Origin of the sequence: Noviherbaspirillum sp., assembly GCF_035627455.1 — a bacterium.
GTDB lineage: Bacteria > Pseudomonadota > Gammaproteobacteria > Burkholderiales > Burkholderiaceae_D > Noviherbaspirillum.
This window is the reverse complement of the sequence record NZ_DASPLS010000060.1, coordinates 1-23,946: the sequence shown is the minus strand read 5'-3', so window position 1 is coordinate 23,946 and position 23,946 is coordinate 1. Positions and strand designations below refer to the sequence as shown.

18 protein-coding genes are annotated in these 23,946 nt (G+C 60.2%); 7 read left to right on the top strand and 11 right to left on the bottom strand.

What is annotated here, in order from left to right; all coding sequences use genetic code 11:
• Window positions 1-54 precede the first annotated feature (54 nt).
• From VEC01_RS11150 to VEC01_RS11130, 5 genes are all read right to left on the bottom strand, one after another.
• Complete coding sequence (locus VEC01_RS11150) at window positions 55-255, bottom strand: YbdD/YjiX family protein (protein ID WP_324900894.1); 201 nt, start codon at window positions 253-255, stop codon at window positions 55-57.
• A 10-nt stretch (window positions 256-265) separates the two neighbouring features.
• Window positions 266-2,335, bottom strand: coding sequence for a carbon starvation CstA family protein (locus VEC01_RS11145; protein ID WP_324900893.1), 2,070 nt, complete (start codon window positions 2,333-2,335; stop codon window positions 266-268).
• Window positions 2,336-2,650: 315 nt separating this feature from the next.
• Entirely contained in the window at window positions 2,651-3,985 is a 1,335-nt protein-coding gene (locus VEC01_RS11140; protein ID WP_324900892.1) for a sigma-54 dependent transcriptional regulator, read from the bottom strand.
• Window positions 3,978-5,831 carry a sensor histidine kinase gene (locus VEC01_RS11135; RefSeq protein WP_414691442.1) on the bottom strand — a complete coding sequence of 618 codons (1,854 nt, stop codon included), beginning with the start codon at window positions 5,829-5,831 and terminating at the stop codon, window positions 3,978-3,980. The genes VEC01_RS11140 and VEC01_RS11135 overlap by 8 nt, the downstream gene beginning before the upstream one ends.
• 294 nt (window positions 5,832-6,125) lie before the next feature.
• Window positions 6,126-7,424, bottom strand: a complete 1,299-nt coding sequence (locus tag VEC01_RS11130; RefSeq protein WP_324900890.1) for a dicarboxylate/amino acid:cation symporter — start codon at window positions 7,422-7,424, stop codon at window positions 6,126-6,128.
• 295 nt (window positions 7,425-7,719) lie between these two features.
• On the opposite strand from VEC01_RS11130, the gene VEC01_RS11125 reads away from it, so the two are divergent.
• Together VEC01_RS11125 and VEC01_RS11120 are read left to right on the top strand one after the other, a co-directional pair.
• On the top strand, window positions 7,720-8,847 hold the full coding sequence (locus VEC01_RS11125; protein ID WP_324900889.1) for a hypothetical protein: 1,128 nt from the start codon (window positions 7,720-7,722) through the stop codon (window positions 8,845-8,847).
• 466 nt (window positions 8,848-9,313) lie between these two features.
• Window positions 9,314-9,559 (top strand): hypothetical protein, encoded by a 246-nt coding sequence (locus VEC01_RS11120; protein ID WP_324900888.1) that lies wholly within the window; start codon window positions 9,314-9,316, stop codon window positions 9,557-9,559.
• Between the two features lie 245 nt (window positions 9,560-9,804).
• Here VEC01_RS11120 and VEC01_RS11115 read toward each other — a convergent pair whose 3' ends face one another.
• Both VEC01_RS11115 and VEC01_RS11110 read right to left on the bottom strand, forming a co-directional pair.
• Entirely contained in the window at window positions 9,805-10,056 is a 252-nt protein-coding gene (locus VEC01_RS11115) for a GlsB/YeaQ/YmgE family stress response membrane protein (RefSeq protein ID WP_324900887.1), read from the bottom strand.
• A gap of 279 nt (window positions 10,057-10,335) precedes the next feature.
• On the bottom strand, window positions 10,336-12,201 hold the full coding sequence (locus tag VEC01_RS11110; protein WP_324900886.1) for a DUF4214 domain-containing protein: 1,866 nt from the start codon (window positions 12,199-12,201) through the stop codon (window positions 10,336-10,338).
• Between the two features lie 431 nt (window positions 12,202-12,632).
• Between VEC01_RS11110 and VEC01_RS11105 the strand changes: the two genes are divergently transcribed.
• From VEC01_RS11105 to VEC01_RS11090, 4 genes are all read left to right on the top strand, one after another.
• Complete coding sequence (locus VEC01_RS11105) at window positions 12,633-14,831, top strand: OsmC domain/YcaO domain-containing protein (RefSeq protein WP_324900885.1); 2,199 nt, start codon at window positions 12,633-12,635, stop codon at window positions 14,829-14,831.
• Between the two features lie 778 nt (window positions 14,832-15,609).
• Window positions 15,610-17,088, top strand: coding sequence for a methyl-accepting chemotaxis protein (locus VEC01_RS11100; RefSeq protein ID WP_324900884.1), 1,479 nt, complete (start codon window positions 15,610-15,612; stop codon window positions 17,086-17,088).
• Window positions 17,089-17,138: 50 nt separating this feature from the next.
• On the top strand, window positions 17,139-18,287 hold the full coding sequence (locus tag VEC01_RS11095) for an ABC transporter substrate-binding protein (protein WP_324900883.1): 1,149 nt from the start codon (window positions 17,139-17,141) through the stop codon (window positions 18,285-18,287).
• Between the two features lie 64 nt (window positions 18,288-18,351).
• Complete coding sequence (locus VEC01_RS11090) at window positions 18,352-19,323, top strand: sensor domain-containing diguanylate cyclase (RefSeq protein ID WP_324900882.1); 972 nt, start codon at window positions 18,352-18,354, stop codon at window positions 19,321-19,323.
• 585 nt (window positions 19,324-19,908) lie between these two features.
• Here VEC01_RS11090 and VEC01_RS11085 read toward each other — a convergent pair.
• Window positions 19,909-20,118 carry a cold-shock protein gene (locus VEC01_RS11085; RefSeq protein ID WP_324900881.1) on the bottom strand — a complete coding sequence of 70 codons (210 nt, stop codon included), beginning with the start codon at window positions 20,116-20,118 and terminating at the stop codon, window positions 19,909-19,911.
• Between the two features lie 431 nt (window positions 20,119-20,549).
• Between VEC01_RS11085 and VEC01_RS11080 the strand changes: the two genes are divergently transcribed.
• A complete protein-coding gene (locus VEC01_RS11080; RefSeq protein ID WP_324900880.1) occupies window positions 20,550-22,079 on the top strand; it encodes a CHAD domain-containing protein in 1,530 nt (509 codons plus the stop codon).
• Window positions 22,080-22,124: 45 nt separating this feature from the next.
• On the opposite strand, the gene VEC01_RS11075 is transcribed toward VEC01_RS11080, so the two are convergent.
• The 3 genes from VEC01_RS11075 to VEC01_RS11065 form a co-directional block, all read right to left on the bottom strand.
• A complete protein-coding gene (locus tag VEC01_RS11075; protein WP_324900879.1) occupies window positions 22,125-22,577 on the bottom strand; it encodes a GNAT family N-acetyltransferase in 453 nt (150 codons plus the stop codon).
• A 397-nt stretch (window positions 22,578-22,974) separates the two neighbouring features.
• Window positions 22,975-23,256: a DUF427 domain-containing protein gene (locus VEC01_RS11070; RefSeq protein ID WP_324900878.1), complete on the bottom strand. Its 282-nt coding sequence runs from the start codon at window positions 23,254-23,256 to the stop codon at window positions 22,975-22,977.
• Window positions 23,257-23,597: 341 nt separating this feature from the next.
• Window positions 23,598-23,946: YkvA family protein (locus VEC01_RS11065; RefSeq protein WP_324900877.1), on the bottom strand; the 349-nt coding region annotated here is incomplete at its 5' end.

The following is a 23,946-nucleotide window of genomic DNA, read 5'->3' as shown; positions in this document are numbered from 1 at the left end:
CCAGGGATCGAGCAGGCGCCGGGCAGAAGCGGCGGCCGGCGCGCGCCAGCGCGCTTAGCAACAGCGGTTCATTTTTCCATTCCCGCCATAACGCGCTTCCATGCGCTCCCGGAAAAACTCTTCATAGCTCATCGCAGGTTTGTCCGGGTGCGTTTTTTCCATGTGATCCAGGTAAGTGCTGTACTCCGGCAAACCCACCATCAAGCGCATCGTCTGCCCCAGGTAGCGGCCTGCTTTGGCAATGTCTTCAAGCATGGTGATTCTCCTAAGTCTGCAACGCGCTGGCGGGCAGCGCCTGGAACGGCGTTTCGTTTGCGCTCGGCCGCGGTGCGGCGCGCGCGGCGAGGATCGTCCTGATGCCGAACACGAGCACGCTGATCACGACCAGCATGAACATCGCAGCCAGCCCGGCATCCACGTAGTCGTTGAACACGATCTGCTGCATCTGCGCCGTCGTTTTCGCCGGCGCCAGCAACTCGCCCTTGTCGAGAGCGGCGCTATACCGCTCGGCGTGCGCGAGGAAGCCGATTTTCGGATCGTCATGAAACACTTTCTGCCAGCCTGCGGTCAGGGTGCAAATGAGCAGCCAGATGGTCGGGACGATCGTGACCCACGCGTAGCGGTCGCGTTTCATCTTGAACAGCACGCAGGTGGCCAGGATCAGCGCGATACCGGCGAGCATCTGGTTCGCGATGCCGAACAATGGCCAGAGCGTATTGATGCCGCCCAGCGGATCGACCACCCCCTGGTACAGGAAATATCCCCAGCCCGCCACGCACAAGGCGGTCGCGATCAGGCTCGCCGGAACCGATTCGATCCGCTTCATCGACGGCATGAACGCGCCGAGCAGATCCTGCAGCATGAAACGGCCGGCGCGGGTGCCGGCATCCACCGCGGTCAGGATGAACAGCGCTTCGAACAGGATCGCGAAGTGGTACCAGAACGCCATCATCGCCTGGCCGCCGAGCGCGGTGGACAGAATCTGCGCCATGCCCACCGCCAGCGTGGGCGCACCGCCGGCGCGCGAGATGATCGTGTTTTCGCCGACATCCTTTGCGGTTTGCGTCAGCATTTCAGGCGTCACATAGAAACCCCATTGCGAGATGGCGGCGGCGGCCGACTGCGCGCTGGTGCCGATCAGGGCGGCCGGGCTGTTCATCGCGAAATAGACGCCGGGTTCGATGCAGGAGGCGGCAACCAGCGCCATGATGGCGACAAAAGATTCCATCAGCATCGCGCCGTAGCCGATAAAGCGCGCATGGCCTTCGTTTTCGAGCAGCTTGGGCGTGGTGCCGGATGAGATCAGCGAGTGAAAACCGGAAACCGCGCCGCAGGCGATCGTAATGAAAAGGAAGGGGAACAGGCTGCCGGACCAGACCGGACCGGATCCGTCGGCAAACCGGGTCAGTGCCGGCATCTTCAGGTATGGCGCGACGAAAACGATGCCGATCGCCAGGCCGACGATGGTGCCGATTTTCAGGAAGGTCGACAGATAATCCCGCGGCGCAAGCAGCAGCCATACCGGCAATACCGACGCGACGAAGCCGTAGCCGATCAGCATCCAGGTCAGCTGCGGGCCGGTGAACGTGAACATCGGCCCCAGCACCGGGCTCTCCTGCACGTATTGCCCGAGGATGATGGCGAGCATCAGCAGCACGAAGCCGATCACGGAGATTTCCCCGATGCGGCCGGGGCGGATGTAGCGCAGGTAGACCCCCATCAGCAGCGCAATCGGAATCGTTGCCGCAACGGTGAACGTGCCCCAGGGCGATTCGGCCAGCGCCTTCACCACGATCAGGGCGAGCACCGCGAGGATAATCACCATGATCAGGAACGCGCCGAACAGCGCGATGATGCCGGGCACCTGACCGAGCTCCGACTTGATCAGATCGCCCAGGGAGCGTCCGTCGCGGCGCGTCGAGATGAACAGGATCATGAAATCCTGTACCGCGCCGGCGAATACCACGCCGGCAAGAATCCAGAGCACCCCGGGCAGGTATCCCATCTGCGCGGCGAGCACCGGACCAACCAGCGGCCCGGCGCCGGCAATGGCCGCGAAATGATGGCCGAACAGGACGTATCTGTTGGTGGGAACGTAATCCAGCCCGTCATTGTGCTTGTAGGCGGGCGTCATGCGCGTCGGATCCAGCTGCGCGACGTTCTTCGCGATGAACAGGCTGTAGTAACGATAGGCAATCAGGTATACGCACACGGCCGCGATGACGACCCAGATTGCACTGATCGGCTCGCCCCGGCTTAATGCGACAAGTCCGAGGGCAAAGGCGCCGAGAATGGACACGGCGAGCCATCCCAGATGGCCGGCAAAGCGGTTCATGACGCTTTCCTCCTACAGGCAGGGAAGATTATTGATTCTTTAAGGTAGGCGGCGTTCCGTCTTTTCTGCAGATTTGGCGGGAAAATGCCGCGGCCAGAGCCGGGCCGCGGCCCGGCAATCCTCGGGGGAACGCGAAGGCATCACGATTCGAAACATTCCCCGGAAATCAGGAAGCGTGTCACGGCTGGAGCCGGGACGTCCGCGCCGAAGAACTGGATTGGAAGCTGGAGTGAGTCAGCAATCCGCATTCATGGATCCAGGCCATAAGCGTATGCAAGGGGAGTGTGCCATCCGGCCGGAGCGCCAGGAGATGTTCTACACGCCATCCCCAAGGCCGTACTTGCGGATCTTGTCGTGCAGTGTCGTCTTGGCAATGGACAGCGCCTCGGCGGTGCGGGCAAGGGAGCCGTGCCGGCGCAAAGCGTCGGCGATCAGGGCACGCTCGAAGGCTTCTACCGTCTCATTCAGCGGGCGAGGGGTATCGGCATTCACCTGTCCGAAAGGCGGCGAGCCGGCCTCGATGCCAAGCACGCAACGGTCGGCGACGTTGCGCAGCTCGCGCACGTTGCCCGGCCACCCATGGCCGACCAGCTGCTGGATGCGGCCGGGCGTGGTGGGCGGCACCGGGCGGGCGTGCCGGGCGGCCGCCTGCAGCAGGAAGTGTTCGAACAGCAGCGGAATGTCCTCGCGCCGCTCGCGCAGCGGCGGCAGCGGCAGGGTGGCGACCGACAGGCGGTAATAGAGGTCGGCGCGGAAGCGGCCTTGTCCGGACAGCGCCGGCAAGTCCTCCTTGGTCGCGGCAATCACGCGACAGTCGACAGGAATCGATGTATTCGAACCGAGCCGTTCCAGCGTTCTTTCCTGCAGCACGCGCAGCAGCTTGATTTGCATCGACACCGGCATGGTTTCGATTTCATCGAGGAAGAGCGTGCCGCCGTTGGCATGCTCTATCTTGCCGATGCGCCTCTTGGCGGCGCCGGTGTAAGCGCCGGCCTCATGGCCGAAGATTTCGCTGTCGAACAGGTTTTCCGGCAGGCCCCCGCAGTTGATGGCGACGAAGTTGCCCTTGCGGCGCGGGCTCGCGTCGTGCAGGCAGCGGGCGACGAGTTCCTTGCCGGTGCCGGTCTCGCCCTGCACCAGAACGTCGGCAGCGCTGCTCGCCAGCGCTTCGATCAGGCTGCGCACGCGCACCATGCCGAGTGAATTGCCGATCAGGCGGGCTTCGAGCAGGTCGCGCCGGTCGAGCTGACGGCGCAAGGCGCGCACTTCGAGGACCAGCCGCCGCTTCTCCAGCGCCCGGCGGGCGACCTCGACCAGTTGCTCCGGCGCAAAAGGCTTCTGCAGGAAATCATAGGCGCCGTCCTTCATCGCCTGCACGGCCATCGACACATCCCCGTGCCCGGTGATCAGCACGACCGGCAGTTCCGGGTCAAGCGCATGCAGGGAGCGCTGCAGGCTCAGGCCATCCTGCCCGGGCAGGCGGATGTCGCTGATCACGATGCCGGGAAAGTCGGCGCTCAGGCGGCGCCGCCCCTGTTCGGCGCTGGTCGCGCATTCAGCGGCGAGGCCGTCAAGCTGCAATGCCTGTTCGCATCCGAGCGCCACATCGGGGTCGTCTTCGATGATCAGTATCTTCAGGTTCTCATTCATGGCGTGGAGCGAGCGGGAGTTCGAGGGTGAAGACGGCGCCGCCGCCTGGATGATTGGCGCCGTGCAGGCTGCCGCCGAAGTCACGGACGATGCCGGCGGAAATGGCCAGCCCGAGGCCCAATCCTTCGCCGGCAGGCTTGGTGGTGTAGAAAGGTTCGAAGAGGCGGGATTGCGCCTCTTCGCTCAGGCCGGGGCCATGATCGCGGACATGCAGGCGAACCACGTCGCCGTCACGCTCCCAGGCCAGCTCGAGCTGAGGCCGGGACTGCCCGGCCATCGCATCGAGGGCATTGCCGATCAGGTTGATCAGCACCTGCTCCAGCCGGTTGGCATCGCACAGGGCGACCGGTTCGTCGGCCGGACAGCTGCGTTCCACGACCGCACCGGCACGGCGGATGCGGGCTTCAAGCAGGGCCAGCGCATTGTCGAGGGCATGACAGAGGGCGACCGGTGCCGACGGACCGCTGGATTTTCGGGCGAAGTTGCGCAACTGTCCGGTGATGCTGCCCATGCGGTCGACCAGGCTGGCGATGCGGGCGAGATTGGTGCGCGTGGTGTCGACATCGCCGCGCTCCAGGAAGCGGTCGGCGTTGGCCGAGAGAGTGCGCAGGGCGGCCAGCGGCTGGTTCAGTTCATGCGCGATACCCGTCGACAACTGTCCGATGACGGCCAGCTTGCCGGCTTGCACCAGCTCGTCCTGGGCAGCATGCAGGGTGCGTTCGGCGCGGATGCGCTCGCCGATCTCGTCCTGCAATTGCCGGTTCGCGGCCGAAAGGTCGGCGGTGCGTTCCACGACCTTTCGCTCGAGCTCGTCGTACGCCCGCTGCAGGGCTTCACGCGCGGCCAGCCGGTCGCGCAGATGGCGGCGCCGCTCGTTGAGAGTGATGCCGAGCAGGCACAGGCAAGCGGCGCCGATGGCGGCCAGCGCGGCACGGCTCTGGGCGAAATCGTCGACCTGTTCGAGGTGGGACAGTACGGTCAGGGTCCACGCCGTTCCAGGCAGGCTGCGTGACTGTTCAAGGAAACGCCCGGCGACCGGATACACCGCCACGGTTTCCGGTGCGCCGGCGGCGATGCGCACCAGGCGCACGCCCTGGTCGATCTCGGCCATCGGACCGATCCCCAGCGGCTGCAGTGCGCGCCGGTTGTACTGCTGAGTGAAGTCGAAGGCGGCGTGGGTGCTTTGGTCGAGCGGTCTCAGGGTAGTGAATTTCCAGCTGGCGACCGAGGACAGGATGACGACGCCGTTCTCGTCGGCGACCAGTACGGGGGCCTCCACCGTCGCCCACGATTTTTCCAGCTGTTCGAGGCTCACCTTGGTGACGGCGACGCCGAGCGTGCCCTCGTCGCCGGTCAGCACCGAGGCGAGATAGTAGCCGGGCTCGCTGCGCGTGGTGCCAATGCCAAAGAAACGGCCGTTGCCGCTTGCCAGCGCGTCGCGGAAGTAGGGGCGGAAGGACAGGTCTTCGCCGAGGAAGCTGTCCGGCCGCCGCCAGTTGCTGGTGGCAAGCACCCGGCCGCGGATGTCCATGACGTAGATCGCCAGCGTGCCCGCCCGTTCGTTGAGCTTTTCGAGATAGTTGTTGACACGGGCAGTGGCGCCGTCGCCCCCCGTGCCGGCAAGCAGGTCGAGGACTGCCGGCTCCAGGCTCAGTGTGCCGGGCAGGAAGGCGTACTTGCCGATCTCGCGTTCCAGGCTGTTAGCGTAGAGTTCAAGCCGGTGCAGGCCGGTTGTCTGCAAGTTGGCTATGCTCACGCTCTGCGCGACCCGGTACGCAAAAAGACCGCTCAGTGCGACCAGCAGCAGGCAGAAGAGGAGCAGTTGTAGGGAACGAAGTCGCGGCATTGGATGGCGGTAAAACCGGGATACCCTATATTATTGCGCCCGGCTCGGCAAGTTGCTTGGCGATCAGGACGATCACCAGGCCGAATAAGGTCTTGTGAAAAAAACAGCGCCGGACCTGAGCATCAGGTCGCTTAGCACCATGACCGGACCGGTCCGCTACGGCGCAGGGCCGTGTCTGGCGGAGCGGGAATGGCGCGCTTGATCATGGCAGGAAGGAAAAATGCCCGGCGCAGTGCGCCGGGCAGGGCCAGGCAACGCGTTGGTCGCCCGGAGATGCGTCAAAGAGGGTGCTGCTCAAGCCGCTTGCGCGAGCAGATTTTCCTTGGTCGCCGGCAGGGCTTCCCCCGGGGCGGCCGCGTCGGCCGGCTCGATGGCATTCTCCCATTTGGCGACGACGGCGGTGGCAATCGCGTTGCCGAGCACGTTGGTGACGGTGCGCCCCATGTCAAGGAAGTGGTCGATGCCGAGGATGAGCAGCAGGCCCGCTTCCGGCAGGTTAAACATCGGCAGCACGGCCGCGACAACGACCAGCGAAGCGCGCGGCACGCCGGCGATACCCTTTGACGAAACCATCAGCACCAGCAGCATGGTGATCTGGGCGGTCAGGCTCATCGGAATGTCGTAGGCCTGTGCGATGAACAGGGCGAGGAAGGTGGTGTACATCATCGACCCGTCGAGGTTGAAGGAGTAGCCGAGCGGCAGTACGAAGCCGGTGACGCGGTTCTTGATGCCGAACTTCTCCAGCTGTTCCATCAGCTTGGGATACACCGACTCGCTGCTCGCCGTCGAGAAACCGACCAGCATCGGGCCACGCACCAGCTTGAGCAGGCGGAAAACGTCCTTGCCGAGCACGGCGTAGCCGGCGGCGATCAGCACGGTCCACAGCACGGCCAACGCGATGTAGAAGCTGAGCATGAACTTGCCGAACACGAGCAGCATGCCCAGGCCCTGCGTCGTGATCGCGCCGGCGACGGCGCCGAAGACGCCGACCGGCGCAAAGCGCATCACATAATCAGTCACCTTGAGCATGACATGCACGATCTCGTCCATGGTGTTCACCAGCGATCGGGCAGCCTGGTTATGCAGGTGGCCCAGCGCGAGGCCGAAGAACACGGCGAAGACCAGAATCTGCAGAACCTCGTTGGCCGCCATGGCTTCGACGATGCTCTTGGGGAAGACGTGGGTAATGAAGTCCTTGAGGTTCAATGCACCGGTCTTCAGATTGAGGCCGGCGGCGGACTCGGGCAGCGGCACGTTGAGTGCGGTACCGGGTTGCAGCAGATTGGCGAGAAGCAGGCCGATGAGCAGTGAGGTGAACGACGCGGCAACGAACCAGCCCATGGCCTTCGCACCGATGCGGCCGACCGCCTTCGAGTCGCCCATGTTCGCCAGTCCGGCAACCAGCGTAGCGAAGATAAGCGGGGCAATGATCATTTTGATCATCCGCAGGAAGATGTCGGTCAAGATGCCGAAATAGCCGGCAATTTCCTTCGCGGCGGCCGGGCTGGGAGCCATTGTGTTGCACGCATAGCCGACGATGATGCCGAGGACCATGGCGATGCCAATCCAGCTAGTCAGGCGATTCATTTTCATGCACGTTTCCTTGGAATGCGGGGTGGAGGAGCGCCCGGACCGGGCGCGCTAATTAGCTATCGCTAGCGCAATACATCGCACGTGGCATGCCAGATAGACTTTGTTCCTAATTCCTTGTTTTCTCGAAAGAAAATATTCGCTGCAAATGCAAGCTGTTCGTCCATCCGGATATCGCGCCGAATGGGTGTTCGGAAAACCGAACGGGGAACGGCTTGGAATACTGCCAACGCAGTTGCGACGGCGTCAAGTTTTCCGGATCTTCACCGATATGGACGGAAGGTCAGGGGAAAACCGCATGAATATCAAAATCGAGCCGACAATTGCCGGACAGGGATGGCAGCCAAGGCCAGCGTCTGCGCGGCGCGCCGACACAGAGACAGCACAGCAATTGCCCGCGCAGCACGCACCTGTGCAGACACTTGTGCCGGTTGCAGTGGAAGAGACCTCTTCACCTGTGGCGAGCCTGTTTCAGCCACTCATGCAAGGCCTGAGCGGCTGGGTGCGCGGCCTCTCCGGCGCCGGAAATGCGAAATTTGCTACCGAACAAAGCAATGGCGTGCAGGCAAACGGGCGCCCTGACTATTCCGGCACATTTTCATTGGCGGTGAGAACGCGTGACGGCGATACCGTTACGCTGCATTTCGACGAGGCCCGCAGCCATGGTCCGCAAGAAAGCCAGTCCGTCACAGCCGCTTATCAAGTGGAGGGCAATCTGTCCGACGCCGAGCGGGCCGCGCTGGACAAGCTGGTTACCAAGATGATTGATATCGCCGATTCCTTCTTTGAGGACACGGTCGGTTTCGGACGGCTGGTAGTCATGGATGATCTGGGCTTTTTCGATGCCGGCGAGCTGGCAAGCTTCGCCTTGAACGTCAGCCAGGACCGCGATTTTCATGGCGGCGATGCGCAGCATGCGTTTAGCAGCCTGTCCTTCAGTTATGAAACCGATCTGGCGGCCAAAACGCAGCGCCTGAGCTCCGAGCTCCAGCAGGGCTATCAGCAGAAGGATGGGGCCGGCGTGCACCGGTATGCCTATGACCTCACCAGCAGCATATCTTCCGGCAGCAAAATGTTTATGAACGCCCTGGACGTCCGGGAGCTTGGCCGCCCGGGGCTGTATCAAAGCGCCCCCACCGCGCTGCCAGCTTATTATCAGGGGGCGCTCCAGGCATTGGCTGGCAATGTTGATCGCCTGGCGGCGTTGACCGAAGATGCCGACGCCCGAGCGGCTGGACTGGCCGATGCCGGATCCATCAGCGATCTCTTCCGAGGTCTGGCCGCCAACCACCCGGCTTACAGGAATGCAGCCGAGCCAGTGCAACGCGGTCTGAATGAGATGTTCGACATGCTGCCGTCGCTGGTGAAGCAGACCAATGAATTGCTCGCCAGTTTTCTGAATGGCTCGCTGCGGGTAAAAGCCTGAATCGGAGAGGGCAAATCAAGAGCTCGGCCAAAGACGGTTTTTTCGTATGAATGAAGTAATAAGGCGTCAACGCCGGCGGCGTTCATCGCTGATTGGCAGCGGTACACCGCGCCTTCGGAAAACCCATTGCTCTTGGCGTTTTTGCATCCTGTACCAAAACGGACGCTTTAGCTGCCTCAACGCGCGGCATCGGCAAATAGGCTCGCCAGTCGACACGGCCTTGCATCACCGCCATTCGGCCTGCTGGCCGGCATCGCAGAGGGGTTCGGTCAGCGGCTGCTACCGGCCAATTTCCTCGAAACGTTTTTCTGCACACTGCGACTCAGTGTTACCAATGGTTTTTCCCAACGGAACTGTTGCTCGAAAGAAGGTTCAAAGGAGTAGGGGTGGTGCGACTGGGTTATAGGGCCGCATGACACCCGTGATGACATCCAAGTGGATGCGTGAACCTTTCTGAAAGAATGAAATGTCGTACTACGAAGAAGACTTTTCCGACATGCTGTTTGCCTGGCCCGCTGTCGAGGGCCACTTTTCCTACCTGTACGAGCTTGACCCGACGCACGCTACTGCTCACCCCGCCGGAATCAGGCGCGAGAAAGCAAGCCAGGCAACGCCGGCGTCCCTGTCTCCGCTACCGTTCTGCGTTGTTAGCGACATCGCCGTTACCGCCGTGCTGCTGGAACTCGATCCAACCCACTTCCACGTATCCTGATGTCTGGACAGAGCAAAGCGGATCCCTGAACCGGGTGCCGCTTCGTTCCAGCCAGGGCATTGACGGTTGCTCCGGGTCTTGGCCCGACATGAGTCGCCGCCGCTTCAGGCGCCTCCGAGCCTCTCGCAGACAAGCACCGCTCGCACTCATGTTGTAGTGCGCGGCGCAGTCGCCGGGGCGCTAAGCCCTATGGACGAACCGCACTCGCAGCCGGTTTTCGGTGAAGAAGAAACCCGGGCAAATGATCAGTACGTTTTTCGCCGGACTATCCTGAACAGGACGAGCAGGATGATGGCGCCGACAAGCGCTGCAAAGAAACCGGCGGACTGCCCAACCTGATACCAGCCGAGCGAGCGTCCAAGAAAGGTCGCGAGCAGTGACCCGGCGATGCCTATCAGAGTAGTGACGATGAACCCGCCCGGATCCTTGCCGGGAGTGAGGGCACGAGCAATCAAACCGACAATGAACCCGATGATAATAGTCCAGATGAGTCCCATGAATTTCGCCTCCAGAACATTTTGAAAGAAAGCGCCCAATCGCTGGATGTGGAAAAAGCAAAAGCCGGACCAGAAGCAAAGAATGCAGCAACAGCAATTGCCATGAATATTCGGCAATTGGTCGGCAGCACACGTTCCGGGAGAACGCGTGCCCATAAGAACCGCTGACGCGTTTTCGCGCGGTCTCGCTGGTTCTCACTGCCGACTTTCGCTTCGGGAGAAATCAGCCATTACCAAACGATTTCGCAGGCGCTTTCTTAGTTTTGCGCGATAGGCGAATCATGGAAAGCAGGCACAACCCGGATTCACTCGACCGTCGAGTGCACCGGGTGAACAGTAAAGCTTTGACACGACACTTCCACTGCGAAGGACAGGCAGCCCGTCTTCGGGGTTTCCATACAACATTCCAAAACCTGCTCTTCCTGTGTCGTCCTTGCATTGCTCGTATGGCATGGATAAGTTTTGGATGCAGACTACCGGCCATGTATCGCTAAGCCGGGTATGGGGCAGACCGGATGACAGGCAGCGTGACGCTCGCCCCTCGGCGCTGCCGGTAGGAGCGGGGAGATTTCTCAAGATCCAGTCACGAGATGCCATCGCCACGGCCTCCCGTGCTCCCGCAGTGCCTGGTTGTGCATCGAATGCGCTGATACGCGCGCGGAGCAAGCCGTTTGGCACCAGACGGGTGTCGAAGTCCAAACGAGCAATCGTTCCGTTGCTGAAGACGCTAAAGACGCCAAGACGCGGGCTGTAGCTGTTTGGTGGAAGCAGCTCCACGTTTTGCATGCCGCTTCCCCGCACCTCAAGCGTAACAATGCCGGAAAGCGTCGTTCCCGATGCTGGCGCTTGCGTCACCTCTGCAATGAAGGAAGGTGCGGGCTGGCTGCGTTGGATAATCCAGGCCCTGCTGGGCATGACAACGATTTCCGTTCCGCCGCTACTGCGAGCCTTGACATTCCACGCAACGATGCGCACGGTAAGTGCGCCTGCGGGCAAGGCATTCGGGTCGAGCTCAAGCGATGCCCGGGTTTTCGACTCATTGATGCGAAACACGCCGTAAATCGGGGTGTAACCATTGGCAGGAACAAGTTCGACGTTCTCGAGTCCGGTGCCCTCGACTTCAACGTGTGTCGTCGCCGTGATCTGCGCCCCCTCAGTCGGCGCCGCGACCAGGCGTGCTGAAAAGACGGATGGCGACGTCGGAGGATTGGGCGGATTGTCTGTCCCTTGAGAGGGCGGAGGCGGGTCCGCGGGCGGCTGCGGCGGGGGTGTTCCAGGATCGACGGGAGGCGTGCCTGGGGAAATCGGAATTTGTGCAATGGCAGCATCTATGCCCTGAGGTGTTACGGCTGATGCAATATCCATTGTGCGGCGGATCGAGCTCTCATTACTGTTGAAACTTAAGCCATGCTGAACTGCAAAGTAATGGCCGACCGTGTACTTGTTATTTAACAGGGCGGGCACCCATCCCCAGACGGAATGACCCGTAAAGGTATGGGCAGAGTTCAGCATTGTTTGAACGAGCTTGCCGCGCGTCGTTGCGCCTGATGTGATCTGCTCAGCCCAGTACCGGACGTCTTCCTCCGGCGGCGCCGTGCTCCCTGTTCTGCCGAGAACATTGCGATAAATGACTTTGACAAAGTCATTGGCAGACATGCCATCAACATAGCCTGTTATGCCCGGGTAAAGAATGGCAGCGCTGTAGAATGATTCGGCGATCTGTTCCACGCTGTCCCCCGCGCGATACCGCTCTATCCAGTACGCGAGTCCATCGGCTTCAGGCACTCGATTAAAGAAAGCGATGTAAAGCTCGATGAGACGTTTCAGTGAGTTTGCCGGGACGGCTTGTGCCGTCGGTGCAATGAAAAGGTTGACCGTCACGTCTTTAAATTGCAGGTAACGGATATTGGTTGGGATGCTGGTAGTGCCATCTGCTCCCGTACTGTCGACAACGGTATGCCCGGTTGCACTTGTGGCGACAGTGTAGTTGGAACGAACGCCGGAGAACTCGACGCGGTCGCCTAGCACAGCCACAGGCGCGACCCTGGTTGCCGCAGACGAATTCGACGCCGAATCACTCCCGCCACATGCATTCAGCAGGAAACAGACAAGAACAAACAACGCATTTCTTAACCATGTTTCCATTCGGTTCCTCTTTGAGAGAACACAGGGGTAAGTGTTATTTAAATATTAAAAGAACGGCGTGAGATTGACTTTTCTCGAATGCCAACGAAGGGGAGGTTAGTGGGACTGCGCGTTCCAATCGTGCGCAGCGGAAGAGACCAAGAGCAGGAGGAAGGCAGAGGGGATGGGGAGGCTTCTGGTATCCCGGCCCGCTTCGGGAAAAACTGGCCGTCAGCAATAGTCGGGCAGACTATGTGAGGTCTGCCCGCCAACGGCTCGAACGCGGCGAAAGCCGCCGAAGGCGACAGTGAATGCGTTGGCCCGGAACGGCCAGCAGCGGCCATGCGCCTACAGTAAAAAGTCGATGATTTGCTCGCCTTTTCTCTTCGGAACGCCCACTTCGCGGATAATAACGGCTACATCATTTTGCGCACCATATTCGGAAATCTCCCATGGAAATTAAGGTCAATTTTCTCGATAAGCTTCGTCTTGAAGCCAAGTTTGATGATTTCACGGTCGTGGCCGACCAGCCTATCCGCTACAAGGGCGACGGCTCGGCGCCCGGTCCCTTCGATTACTTTCTGGCCTCGTCGGCCTTGTGCGCGGCTTACTTTGTTAAGTTGTACTGCGTAACTCGCAACATTCCGACCGAGAATATCCGCCTGTCGCAGAATAATATTGTTGATCCGGAAAACCGTTACAAGCAGATTTTCAAGATTCAGGTCGAGCTGCCGACGGATATCTCTGCGCACGACCGTCAAGGTATCTTGCGCTCCATCGAGCGTTGTACCGTGAAAAAAGTGGTGCAAACCGGCCCGGAGTTCGTGATTGAAGAGGTAGAGAACCTGGATGCCGATGCCCAGTCGTTGCTGACGCTGAAACCGGCTCCTGACGGCAGTACCTATATTCCGGGCAAGGATCTGCCATTGGAGCAGACCATCGCCAATATGTCGGGCGTTTTGGCGGGCCTGGGCATGAAGATTGAAATCGCTTCGTGGCGCAATATCGTTCCCAATGTGTGGTCCCTGCATATCCGCGACGCGCACTCGCCGATGTGTTTTACCAATGGCAAGGGAGCGACCAAGGAAAGCGCATTGGCGTCGGCATTGGGAGAGTTTATCGAGCGCCTGAATTGCAACCATTTCTATGGCGGCACTTTCTGGGGCGAAGACATCGCCAATGCCGCGTTTGTACATTACCCGAACGAACGCTGGTTCAAGCCTGGCCCGAAAGATACGCTGCCGGCTGAAATTCTCGATGAATACTGCTTGAGCATATACGATCCCGATGGTGAGTTGCGTGGCTCGCACTTGTACGACACCAACTCGGGAAATGTGCAGCGCGGAATCTGTTCGCTGCCGTTTGTGCGGCAGTCGGACGGTAAGGTGGTGTATTTCCCGTCCAACCTGGTTGAAAACCTCTACGTCAGCAATGGCATGAGTGCCGGTAATACGCTGGCCGAAGCGCAAGTGCAATGCCTGTCCGAAATTTTCGAGCGCGCGGTAAAGCGCGAAATCCTGGAAGGCGAAATGGCACTGCCTGATGTGCCGCACGACGTGCTGGCGAAATACCCGCGCATTCTGGCTGGCATTCAGGGGTTGGAAGAGCAAGGCTTTCCGGTGCTGGTGAAAGATGCGTCCCTTGGCGGCGTCTACCCGGTGATGTGCGTCACCTTGATGAACCCGCGGACCGGCGGTGTCTTTGCTTCGTTCGGCGCGCACCCAAGCTTTGAGGTGGCGCTGGAACGGAGTCTGACAGAATTGCTGCAGGGTCGCAGTTTCGAAGGCCTGAACGATCTACCTCAGCCCACCTTTGTCAGTAATGCCGTCACCGAGCCGAACAACTTTGTTGAACACTTCATTGATTCCAGCGGCGTGGTGTCGTGGCGCTTTTTCAGCGCGAAAGCGAATTTCGATTTTGTCGAGTGGGATTTTTCCGGCCACGGCGAGAAGTCCAATGCCGAGGAAGCCGCGACCTTGCTCGGCATTCTTGAAGACATGGGCAAAGAGGTGTACATGGCGGTGTATGACCAGCTCGGCGCCGTTGCTTGCCGGATTTTGGTGCCCGGCTATTCGGAAGTTTATCCTGTAGAAGATCTGATCTGGGATAACACCAACAAGGCGCTGTTGTTCCGCGCAGATATCCTGAACTTGCATCGCCTGGACGACGCGAGCCTGGAAGCGCTGCTTGAGCGCTTGAACAACAATGAGCTCGATGAATACTCCGACATCGCCACCTTGATCGGGATCGAATTTGACGAGAATACCGTCTGGGGCCAGCTGACGGTTCTCGAGTTGAAGCTGCTCATCCATCTCGCCTTGCAGCAATTGGAGGAGGCGCACGAGCTGGTGGGCGTCTTCTTGCAGTACAACGACAACACCGTCGAGCGCGGACTGTTTTATCAGGCCTTGAACGTGGTGCTGGAGGTGCTGCTCGACGACGACCTTGAACTGGACGATTACGTGGTCAATTTCCGCCGCATGTTTGGAAATCCAAGGATGGACGCGGTGCTGGGCTCGGTGGACGGCAGCGTACGCTTCTTTGGCCTGACGCCAACCAGCATGAAACTGGAGGGGCTCGACAGGCACCGCCGCCTGATCGACAGCTACGAAAAAGTGCATATGGCGCGGGCTAAAGCAGCGGCCGCCTGACCGGTGTGACCCCTCGGACGATACCCCGCCTTTCTGGAATGCCAGAATGCGGGTCAGCCGCGACGCTTCACGATGCATGGAGTAAGCGTTAGAACGGCCGTAAGCAGCTTCTGCTCCTAAGGCTTGATCGCTATATCCGTTTCAGGCAAGTGTGCGTGAGGCAGGCCGTCCGGGGGTGTTCGGCCTATGCCTTCATCCCTGCACATGAAGGGCTGCGTGTTTAGTGCTGCCGGGAGCCGGATAATGAAAAGCATAATTTTTAACATTGCGACCGGCGCTGGCGGGCCACACACGGGTCATCTGGTGCGCTGAGAACGTCCGCTTCAGAAAATCCGATTTGACGGCTTCGGGTCGTTCTCGTTGATTCACTGTTCGAAACGGGGGGCAGGAGTCAGGTGCAAGGCGGCCGGCCTCGTTCGCCAGCATACATTTGCGCCGTTTAACCGATGAACGCTTATCCCATATCCATGGGATATCTCGTTATTAGAGGTTGTATTCAGTTTTTGACAGGCAGTTCCAACTTCTACTCCTTCCGTAGGCCGCGAGCCCCATTCCATAAGGATTTGCGGTACCTCTTGCCGCTCTAGCGCAGCCTGTTTAGGGGGCCAGCATCCGGCTCCCCCTCAAGACCACTACTGGCAAAAATTTCTCACGTGCAATAAATTATTGATCCGCCTGCCTGCAAATTACGGCAGGTAGATCCGGAGAGTGACGAGGAGGCGCCTCAAAACAAGAACAAGTGTGCGCATTTAAAAGAACCTTACATGAAGAAGGTCATATGCACATCCATCACATTACAGTTCGAGCCAGGCTTTACATTTCTTTTGGTATCTTGCTGCTGGCACTGGCATCAGTTCTCATACTTGACTGGGCGGCGGCACCGCCGAGCTGGGTCACAACGATCGGACTCGCCGGCCTGGTTCTCGGCTTTTCTGCCAGCATCTGGACTGTTCGCCACATCTCACAAAGGATGAATCAAGCAGTCGCGCTTGCACGACGTCTTGCCGGCGGAGACCTGGCGCAGCCGGTAGCTGTTGAAGTCGCAGGCGAGTTCGGCTTGCTTCACGACGCCTTGCACCTGATCGGCGAGCGCATGTTTTCTGTCGTTACCGGTGTACGCACGGGCACGACAGTCGTAGCAACCATGTCGGCGACGCTCACCAACGACAATGCGGCGCTGTCGTCCCGTACCGAAAGCCAGGCCAGCTCGCTCGAAGAGACCGCATCGACGATGGAAGAGCTGACGTCGACAGTCAAGCAAAACGCGTCCAATGCCGAAGAAGCGAACAGGCTGGTAGCGTCAGCGTCGCAAACCGCCATTAGAGGTGGGCAGGTGGTGAAAGACGTGGTGCGCACGATGGGGGCGATACGCGAAAGCTCCCGCAAGATCGTCGACATCATTGGCGTGATCGACGGCATAGCGTTCCAGACTAACATTCTCGCTCTGAATGCAGCTGTGGAAGCGGCTCGCGCAGGCGAGCAGGGGCGCGGCTTTGCCGTCGTCGCGTCCGAGGTGCGCACCCTTGCGCAGCGGTCCGCAGCCGCGGCGAAGGAAATCAAACAACTCATAAGCGATTCGGTTGAACGCGTCGAGACGGGCAGCGGCCTGGTGGACCACGCCGGCGCAACGATGGCCGAGATCATCAGCGCCGTTGAACGGGCTACCGCGATCATGAATGACATTGCGTTGGCAAGCCAGGAACAAAGCACAGGCATCGAGGAGATCAATCGTTCGATTACGCAGGTCGACGCGACGACCCAGCAGAACGCCGCGCTCGTGGAAGACGCAGCGCGGGCCACGGCACATCTGCACGAACAGGCCGTCGCATTGACGCACGCGGTTGCCGGTTTCAACCTCGGGGCCAGGGAATTCGGCAACGCGGACGAAGCGGTCGGAATGGTGCGGCGCGCGGTCGATTACGTGAAGTCGCACGGCCGTAACAACCTCGTTGCAGAGGTAAACAAGCTAGGCCGAAGCTGCTTCATTGATCGGGACTTGTACCTCAGCGTTTATGCGGATAACGCCAAGGTGCTCGCGCATGGCGCAAATCCAAGGCTGGTCGGCGTGGACGGCGCCAATTTCAAGGATGCGGACGGCAAACTGTTCGTGAAACAAATCGTCGACCAGGCCAACGCAAAAGGTTCTGGCTGGGTTGACTACAAGTGGGCACACCCGGTTACGAAAGAAATGCTGCTCAAGTCCGCCTACTTCGAGAAGGCCGGGGACCTGGTGTTGGCTTGCGGCTTTTACAAGTAACGACGGCAGAGCAGACAGTTATTCCACGAAAAAGAACTGGAGGAGACAAAATGAACTGCATTAGCTTGTGGTGCCGATGTGTTGCCTTCCTCGTCGTGTTCATTGGCCTCAACGTCGGCGGTCGGTCCCATGCGCAAGAAATTGTCATTGGCCAGGTGGCGCCGCTGTCTGGAGTCCTGGCCAGTACCGGCAACGAAATGGTGCTTGGGGCGAAAGTTTACTTCGCCTCCGTGAATGCAGAAGGCGGTATCAACGGAGCGAAGATCCGCCATGTAGTCAGGGACGATGGGTACACGGTTGCCGAGACTGTCAGGCAAACCCGGGAAATGATCGAGAACGACCGACCTGTTGCGCTGATCGGCTTTGCCGGTACCGGCAATATCGGCGAGCTGATGAAGCAAAAGGTGCTCGAAGAAGCCGGCATCGCCCTGATCGGGCCGTATACGGGCGCGCCAGGTCTGCGCGGGTCCGATAACCGCAACATCTTCCATATTCGGGCCAGTTACTGGGATGAGGCCGAAGCCATGGTCGATCAGTTGGTCACGCTGTCAATAAAGCGGATCGGGATCATGTACCAGAACGATCCGTTCGGTGAATCCGCGCGTGACGGTGTCATTACGGCCCTGAAAAGGCACAAGCTCGAACCGGTAGTGATGGCAACCTATGAGAAGAACTCCGCCGATACGTCCGATGCTGCCAGAAAGATTGGCGCCGTCAATCCGGAAGCGGTCATCATGATCGGAGTGAACAAGGCAGTCGCCAGCTTCAGCAAGGAAGTGCGCCAGATTTCCAATGTCGCGCAGCTATTCAGCATCTCAGTCGTAAACCCGCGGGAAATCGTCAGGTTGATCGGCCCGGAGTATGCAAGAGGTATCGGCATCGCTCAAGTCATGCCGAGCCCTCACTCCATAGGCGTTCCAGTCGTCAAGGAGTACCAGGCGGCGATGAAAAAATACGCGCCGCCCGAGGCGGAATTCACCTACACCTCCCTTGAAGAATTCATCGCGGCCAAAGTGCTTGTCGAGGGCATTCGGCGCGCAGGGAAGAACCCGACGCCGCAGAAGGTGCTCGCAGCGCTCGCCTCAATGGATTACTACAATCCGGGCGGCTTGCCGTTGCGATACTCGGCCAGCAATCGAGTAGGCGGCAAGTTCGTGGAGCTGACAATAATCAACCGCTATGGGCAGTTGGTGCGTTGAGAAATGATCTACCGAAGGTAGGAGCTTCTCGATTAGGTAGACACGCCAGAAAGCGAGATGGAAAGTGAGCAAGGTGCAGGAAGAAAAAAACAGCGTTGAGCTTGAAAAATACCGCCGCGTTTTCCATGCGATGCCGGACTACTCGACCTTCTCTAACCTGCGTACCGGGGTATTTCACGACGTGAATCCCGGGTTCGAGAAAATGACGGGGTACCGACAAGAAGAGGTCGTCGGAAGAAGTTCGGCGAGCATTGGCCTGTGGGTGCATCCCGAGCATCGAGCACTGGTGGTGGAGAAACTACAGACTGTTGATGCGTTTTCCATGGAAACCCAGTTCCGTACCCGTCATGGCGATATCCTCGATGTCGATTGCTCGCTTGCAGTCTTCAGAATGGGAGGGGAAGAGCTGTTGGTTGCAGTTGTCCGTGACATCACTGCCCGAAAGCGGCAGGAACAAGAGCTAGAGCAATACCGGACAAAGCTAGAGGAGCAGGTTGCACAACGCACGGTACAGCTGGAGCAGGCCATGCAGAAGTTGAGCGAACTGGCTTCGCACGACGAATTGACAGGGGTAGGGAACCGGCGCGATTTGAACTGGCGCTTTGAGCAGGAATACCGCTCCTTCAAACGTTTCGGAACCCCGGTTAGCGTAGTGGTATTCGACATCGATCACTTCAAGACCATCAACGACCGGCACGGACATGCTGCGGGGGATGACGTCATCCGGCGCTTCGCAAATATCATCCGACACGAAATACGCGACGTGGACTATGTGGCACGGTACGGCGGCGACGAGTTCGTACTCCTGCTGGCGAACACGACGGCAGAGGCGGCGGTCACACTGGTTTCACGTATCAGGCAGGCCGTGTCTGCCTATCCCTGGGCGCAGTACCTGCCAGGCATGAGCCTGACTACATCGGCAGGTGTTGCAGAATTCCGTACCGAGGAGACGGCTGACGCCACCTTCCGCCGTGCTGACCGGGCCCTTTACAAAGCCAAGCTCCAGGGACGGAATCAGGTTATCGTGGATGGCTAGACGGCCGTGGCATTTTGCACCAGCCGAACAGGAGAAAAGCGGCGCGCCGGCTTAAGGGCCAGGTGACGCAACAGGAACGTTCTTCTGTGTTCAAAACGAAAAAAGCTCGCCAAAGCGAGCTTTCATTCACCAAACAATGCAAGGACGGAACAGGTCAGGAAAGCGACTTTCCTGGCCAGCCTTCGCCAGGCAGAAAGTCCTGGCCCTGCTATCTGCAGGTCGGCGTACGGCAGAAGTCGCTTCCATCCGTGTTGGTCCTTGACCAAATTCCCCGACCTTGCGGCGACCCCTGCTATCTGCAGGGTACCGCCGCCAGAACACGTTGGCTGGCCGTACGCAACGCATAGGGAAATACCTGCGCTGTACAAGGAACGCGAACCCGTGCTATTTGCACGGTGCCCAGATCCTGTCGGCCGACGTGGGAAGGTCGGTGTGGTCATGGCCGGGCGCTAAGAACAGCCCATGCTATCTGCATGGTGCGTCCTGAAGCGACCCGTAGCACTGTTTGCCAGCGAATATCCACGGACGTGGATACGCGGCGAGGTGAATTGGTTTGCGGGCCGGCTACGCCGGCCGCCGTCCTGATTACAGGGGGCGAATATTGCTGGCCTTGTCGCCTTTCGGACCCGCGGCGCGCTCAAACGAAACGCGCTGGTTCTCCGCAAGGCTCTTGAAGCCATTGGATTGGATGTCGCTGAAATGGGCAAACAAGTCGCTACCGCCGTTGTCCGGCGTAATAAAGCCGAAGCCTTTCGAATCGTTGAACCATTTGACCGTGCCGGTTTGAGTCTGCATGTTACTTCCTTGTGAAAAATATAAGGCTTGACGCCCAGGGCGCACCTATGACCAAGAAAATGTAACCGTAGGGATTCAAACAGACATGACTCTGAAAACCAGAGCAGGACAGGAAGAGACCAACAATAACTACGACTTGATGCAAGTGCAGAACGGACTATACCTGAGAACCAGGGGAAAAGCCAAGTATTTTTGTCGGGTATGCGAGGCTTCTTAGGGTTGCATGCCGGCCCTTGAACACGGCGCTTGCAAACCAATAACCATCTCGAAAATGGCATCTGGCTGTCGTCGTGAAAGGAGTCGTGAGGCCCGGCTTGTCGTAAGGGGGGCGGCGCTGTTGCGTGCGAAAAATGGTGTGACTGCGCAATTTTGCAACCGGGTCGAGGAAACATGATCTGAATGATTTATACCGTTTCCTGCAAGGAGCAATTGTGGAGATTGAACTGAAACTGGAAATCGACGCCGCATCCCGCGGCAAGCTGCGCCGTCATCCGGTCATCGAGGAGCTGGGTGATGGAAATCCTGAAGAGGACGAGCTGACCGCGATTTACTTCGACACGCCGGAATTCATTCTGCGCGAGCACGGCGCGGGGCTGCGCGTGCGCAAGACGCGGGGCCGCTGGATCCAGACCTTGAAGGCTGGCGGCAGCGTCAAGGGCGGCCTCCACCAGCGCGATGAGTGGGAAACGCCGGTCGACGGCGCAGTACCGGCGTTGGATCAGCTTGCATCGATGGTTGACGCCGGTTCACCGCTGTCGGCGCTTCTCAAGCAGGCATCACTCGCCGACACGCTGCAACCGGTCTTCCGGGTGAAGGTGCGACGGACGACATGGCACCTGCGCGACGGCGACAGCTTGGTCGAGCTCGTGCTCGACGAAGGAAGCGTCCAGCGCGAAGAGCGGAAGTTGCCGGTCAGCGAGATCGAACTCGAGTTGAAGGAGGGAGAGCCGGGCCGGCTGTACGCCATCGCGCTCAGGCTGCTCGATGGCGTTCCCCTCCGTCTCAGCAATGTCAGCAAGGCGCAGCGCGGCTACGCCCTTTGCAGGCAGGAAGAGCGTGCGCCCGTGAAAGCCGCGCCCGTTGTGTTGCCGCCTTCGCCGACCCTCGAAGACGGCCTGCAGGCGACCGCGCTGAACTGCCTGGCGCAGATGCAGGCCAACGAGGCGGCTGTAATGGAAAGCGGCAATTCCGAGAGTCTGCACCAGATGCGGGTCGGCCTGCGCCGCTTGCGTTCGGCGCTCAAGCTATTCGAGGCAGCCGCGCCGTGCCCGGCCGATCTGCAGGAAGAACTGCGCTGGCTGGGCGAAGCGCTGGGCGAGGCGAGGGACTGGGACGTGCTGTCATCGTCGACGCTGGCCCGCGTGGGCGGCGTGGGCGACGCATCGTTCCCCGCGCTGCATACCGCCATGGACGAGGTCATGCGCGGCAAGCGGAACCAGGCCGGCGCCGCGCTTCGCTCGCCGCGTTACACACGGCTCATGATAGGAATGTTTGCCTGGACGCTGGGGAAGCAGTGGCGCGGCACAGCGGCGCCGGACCATGTCAAGCAACTGGAGGCGCCGCTGAAGGCGTTTGCGGGGAAAGCGGTCAAGCAGGGACACAAGCGCATCCTCAAGCGCGGCAGGAACATCCGCCACGCGCCGCCCGAGGAACTGCACAGGCTGCGCATTGCGGGAAAGAGAAACCGTTACGCCGTTGAATTTTTCGCGCCCCTGTACCGGTCGAAGCGCCTGCGCAAGTATCTTGGTGCGCTGTCGGCCATGCAGGATGAACTTGGCTGGCGCAACGACGTTGCGGTGGGCGGCCGCCTGCTGCGACATCTGGAAACGGAAAAGCCGGAGGCCGCGGCGAGCGCTGCCTATGCGCGCGGTTTTCTTGCGGCGCATGTGTCCGGCAACGAGCGCAAGCTGCGCAAGACCTGGAAGCGCTTCCGCGAGGCCGACCTGCCGCAGCTGCGATGAGCCGCAGGCGGCAACGGTCCATACGTATCGCAATCCGTGCTGGTGTCAAATCGTGCTTCCCTGCCCAGCGTCTCCCGGCGGATCACGTCGCATACCAAGCAGGTCCTGCCCCTGGGCGATATAGCCGTCCAGCCGGTCCCGCAGGAATTCCGGCAAGGATCCGGCGTCGACCACCCGGAATCCCTTGGATGCATAGAAGTCGACCAGGTGGGAGTATGGCAGGCAGTAACAGACGGCGCGATCGAGGTGCGGGATGGCGGCCGCAAGCAAGCGCTTCCCGATGCCCTGCCGGTGGTATTCGGCCCGCACCTGCACGCCGCGCAGGACGAGCGTGCCTTGTTCGAGGCAGACGCGCGCCGCGCCTACGATGCCTGCGCCGGCCTTTGCCAGGAGGGTGATGTCTGCAGGATCAACGCCGCCGCCATAGCCGCAGTCCCGGTAAAGCGCCAGTACCGCGTCCAGCTCATCGGGCTGCGCGCGGCGGATAGCGAGATTCACGGGATGTTGCCGGTTCTGCACGGTCTGCGCACCTCCTCACATCGGTTCACTTGAGGCGCGCGATGCGCCCAAGCGACTGGGGTCTGCGCCGCGTCGGACTGGAGATGGGCGGCGAGGGCATCGGCGTCCACTTCCTCAGCATCGACCGTGACATGGGACTCGCCCTGGACAATCAGGTTCCGCCGCGGGCGGTTCGAGATGTCCGTGGAAGCCGCTGAAGGCAAGCAAATTGACGTGGCCGCCGTCCGGCGCGGCGGCTAAACGGCAGCCGGGGCCCTCATGGCGTCAGGCCGGCAGAGGTCCGGGACAGCGTCGAGGCGGGATGATGCGGCCTCCTGACATCCGTGACGAGGAAGACTCGGCGAGACGGTCGTCGTGGCGGGAGGTCGAGCACGGTTCAACCCTCGAAGCGGACTTCCTTCCGAAAGGCAACGCGACCGAAGACGCCGGCAGGCGCGTACCGGGGATGGTCGTAGTACCAGACGGCGTCGGAACACTTCAGCCTGCCGGCCTGCAGGTTGAAGGTAATGACAGAATGGCTTGCAGCGGCGGCAGCCGTGGTCCGGCTGAGGCGCAGGTATTCGGGCTTCACGGAGGCGAGCGGGAAAAAATAGTCCGTTTCAACAAGCACGATATCGTCCGACTCGGCGATAACCATTCCATTCCAGATCGCTTTCATGTGAACCTCCACCGGCATGACAAGGATTGCAACACGCATTGTGGCCTGCCGGTGTGACGGAATGATGACACGCGCACGAAACCCACCCGGACCCGGGTGTCATTGCACAGTAACAGCGGGCATGCACGTGTATCGACTTGCGACAGACAAGGAGTGCCGTTGGACGCGGTATCGGGTGTTCCCGCCTCCGAACCTGCAAGCGGGTTCTTGGTTCGGCTGGCCGTGGCGGCGATGCTCGGCGGGCTGCTCGGCGTAACGCATGGCCGCATGGCCGGGAACGCGCAGGCGTCGCGCTGTGGCCGCCGCCAGTCGCCGATGGGGATGCGGGCAACAGGCGAGGGTCAAAAATAGGCTGACGCCAGGTATTTCCAGAGTGCCCAGGTCACAAGCAACCAGACGATTACGACAAAAAGGATGCCCCAATTGCTGCGCGGCTTACGGCCTTCCTTCGCCATCCACTCGGTAGCCGCGGTCCTGCATTCGGCAAGTACGCTGCCGGGAATCAGCCTTACTGCAATCCAGATCAGACCTGGCAGCAAGATCACGTCGTCCAGATAGCCAAGGACGGGAATGAAGTCCGGAATAAGGTCGATGGGGCTAAGCGCGTATGCAACGACGAGCACACAAAGCAGTTTGGCGGCCAAGGGGGTTCTGGGGTGCTTGTACGCGAACCAGAGGGTGACGCCGTCG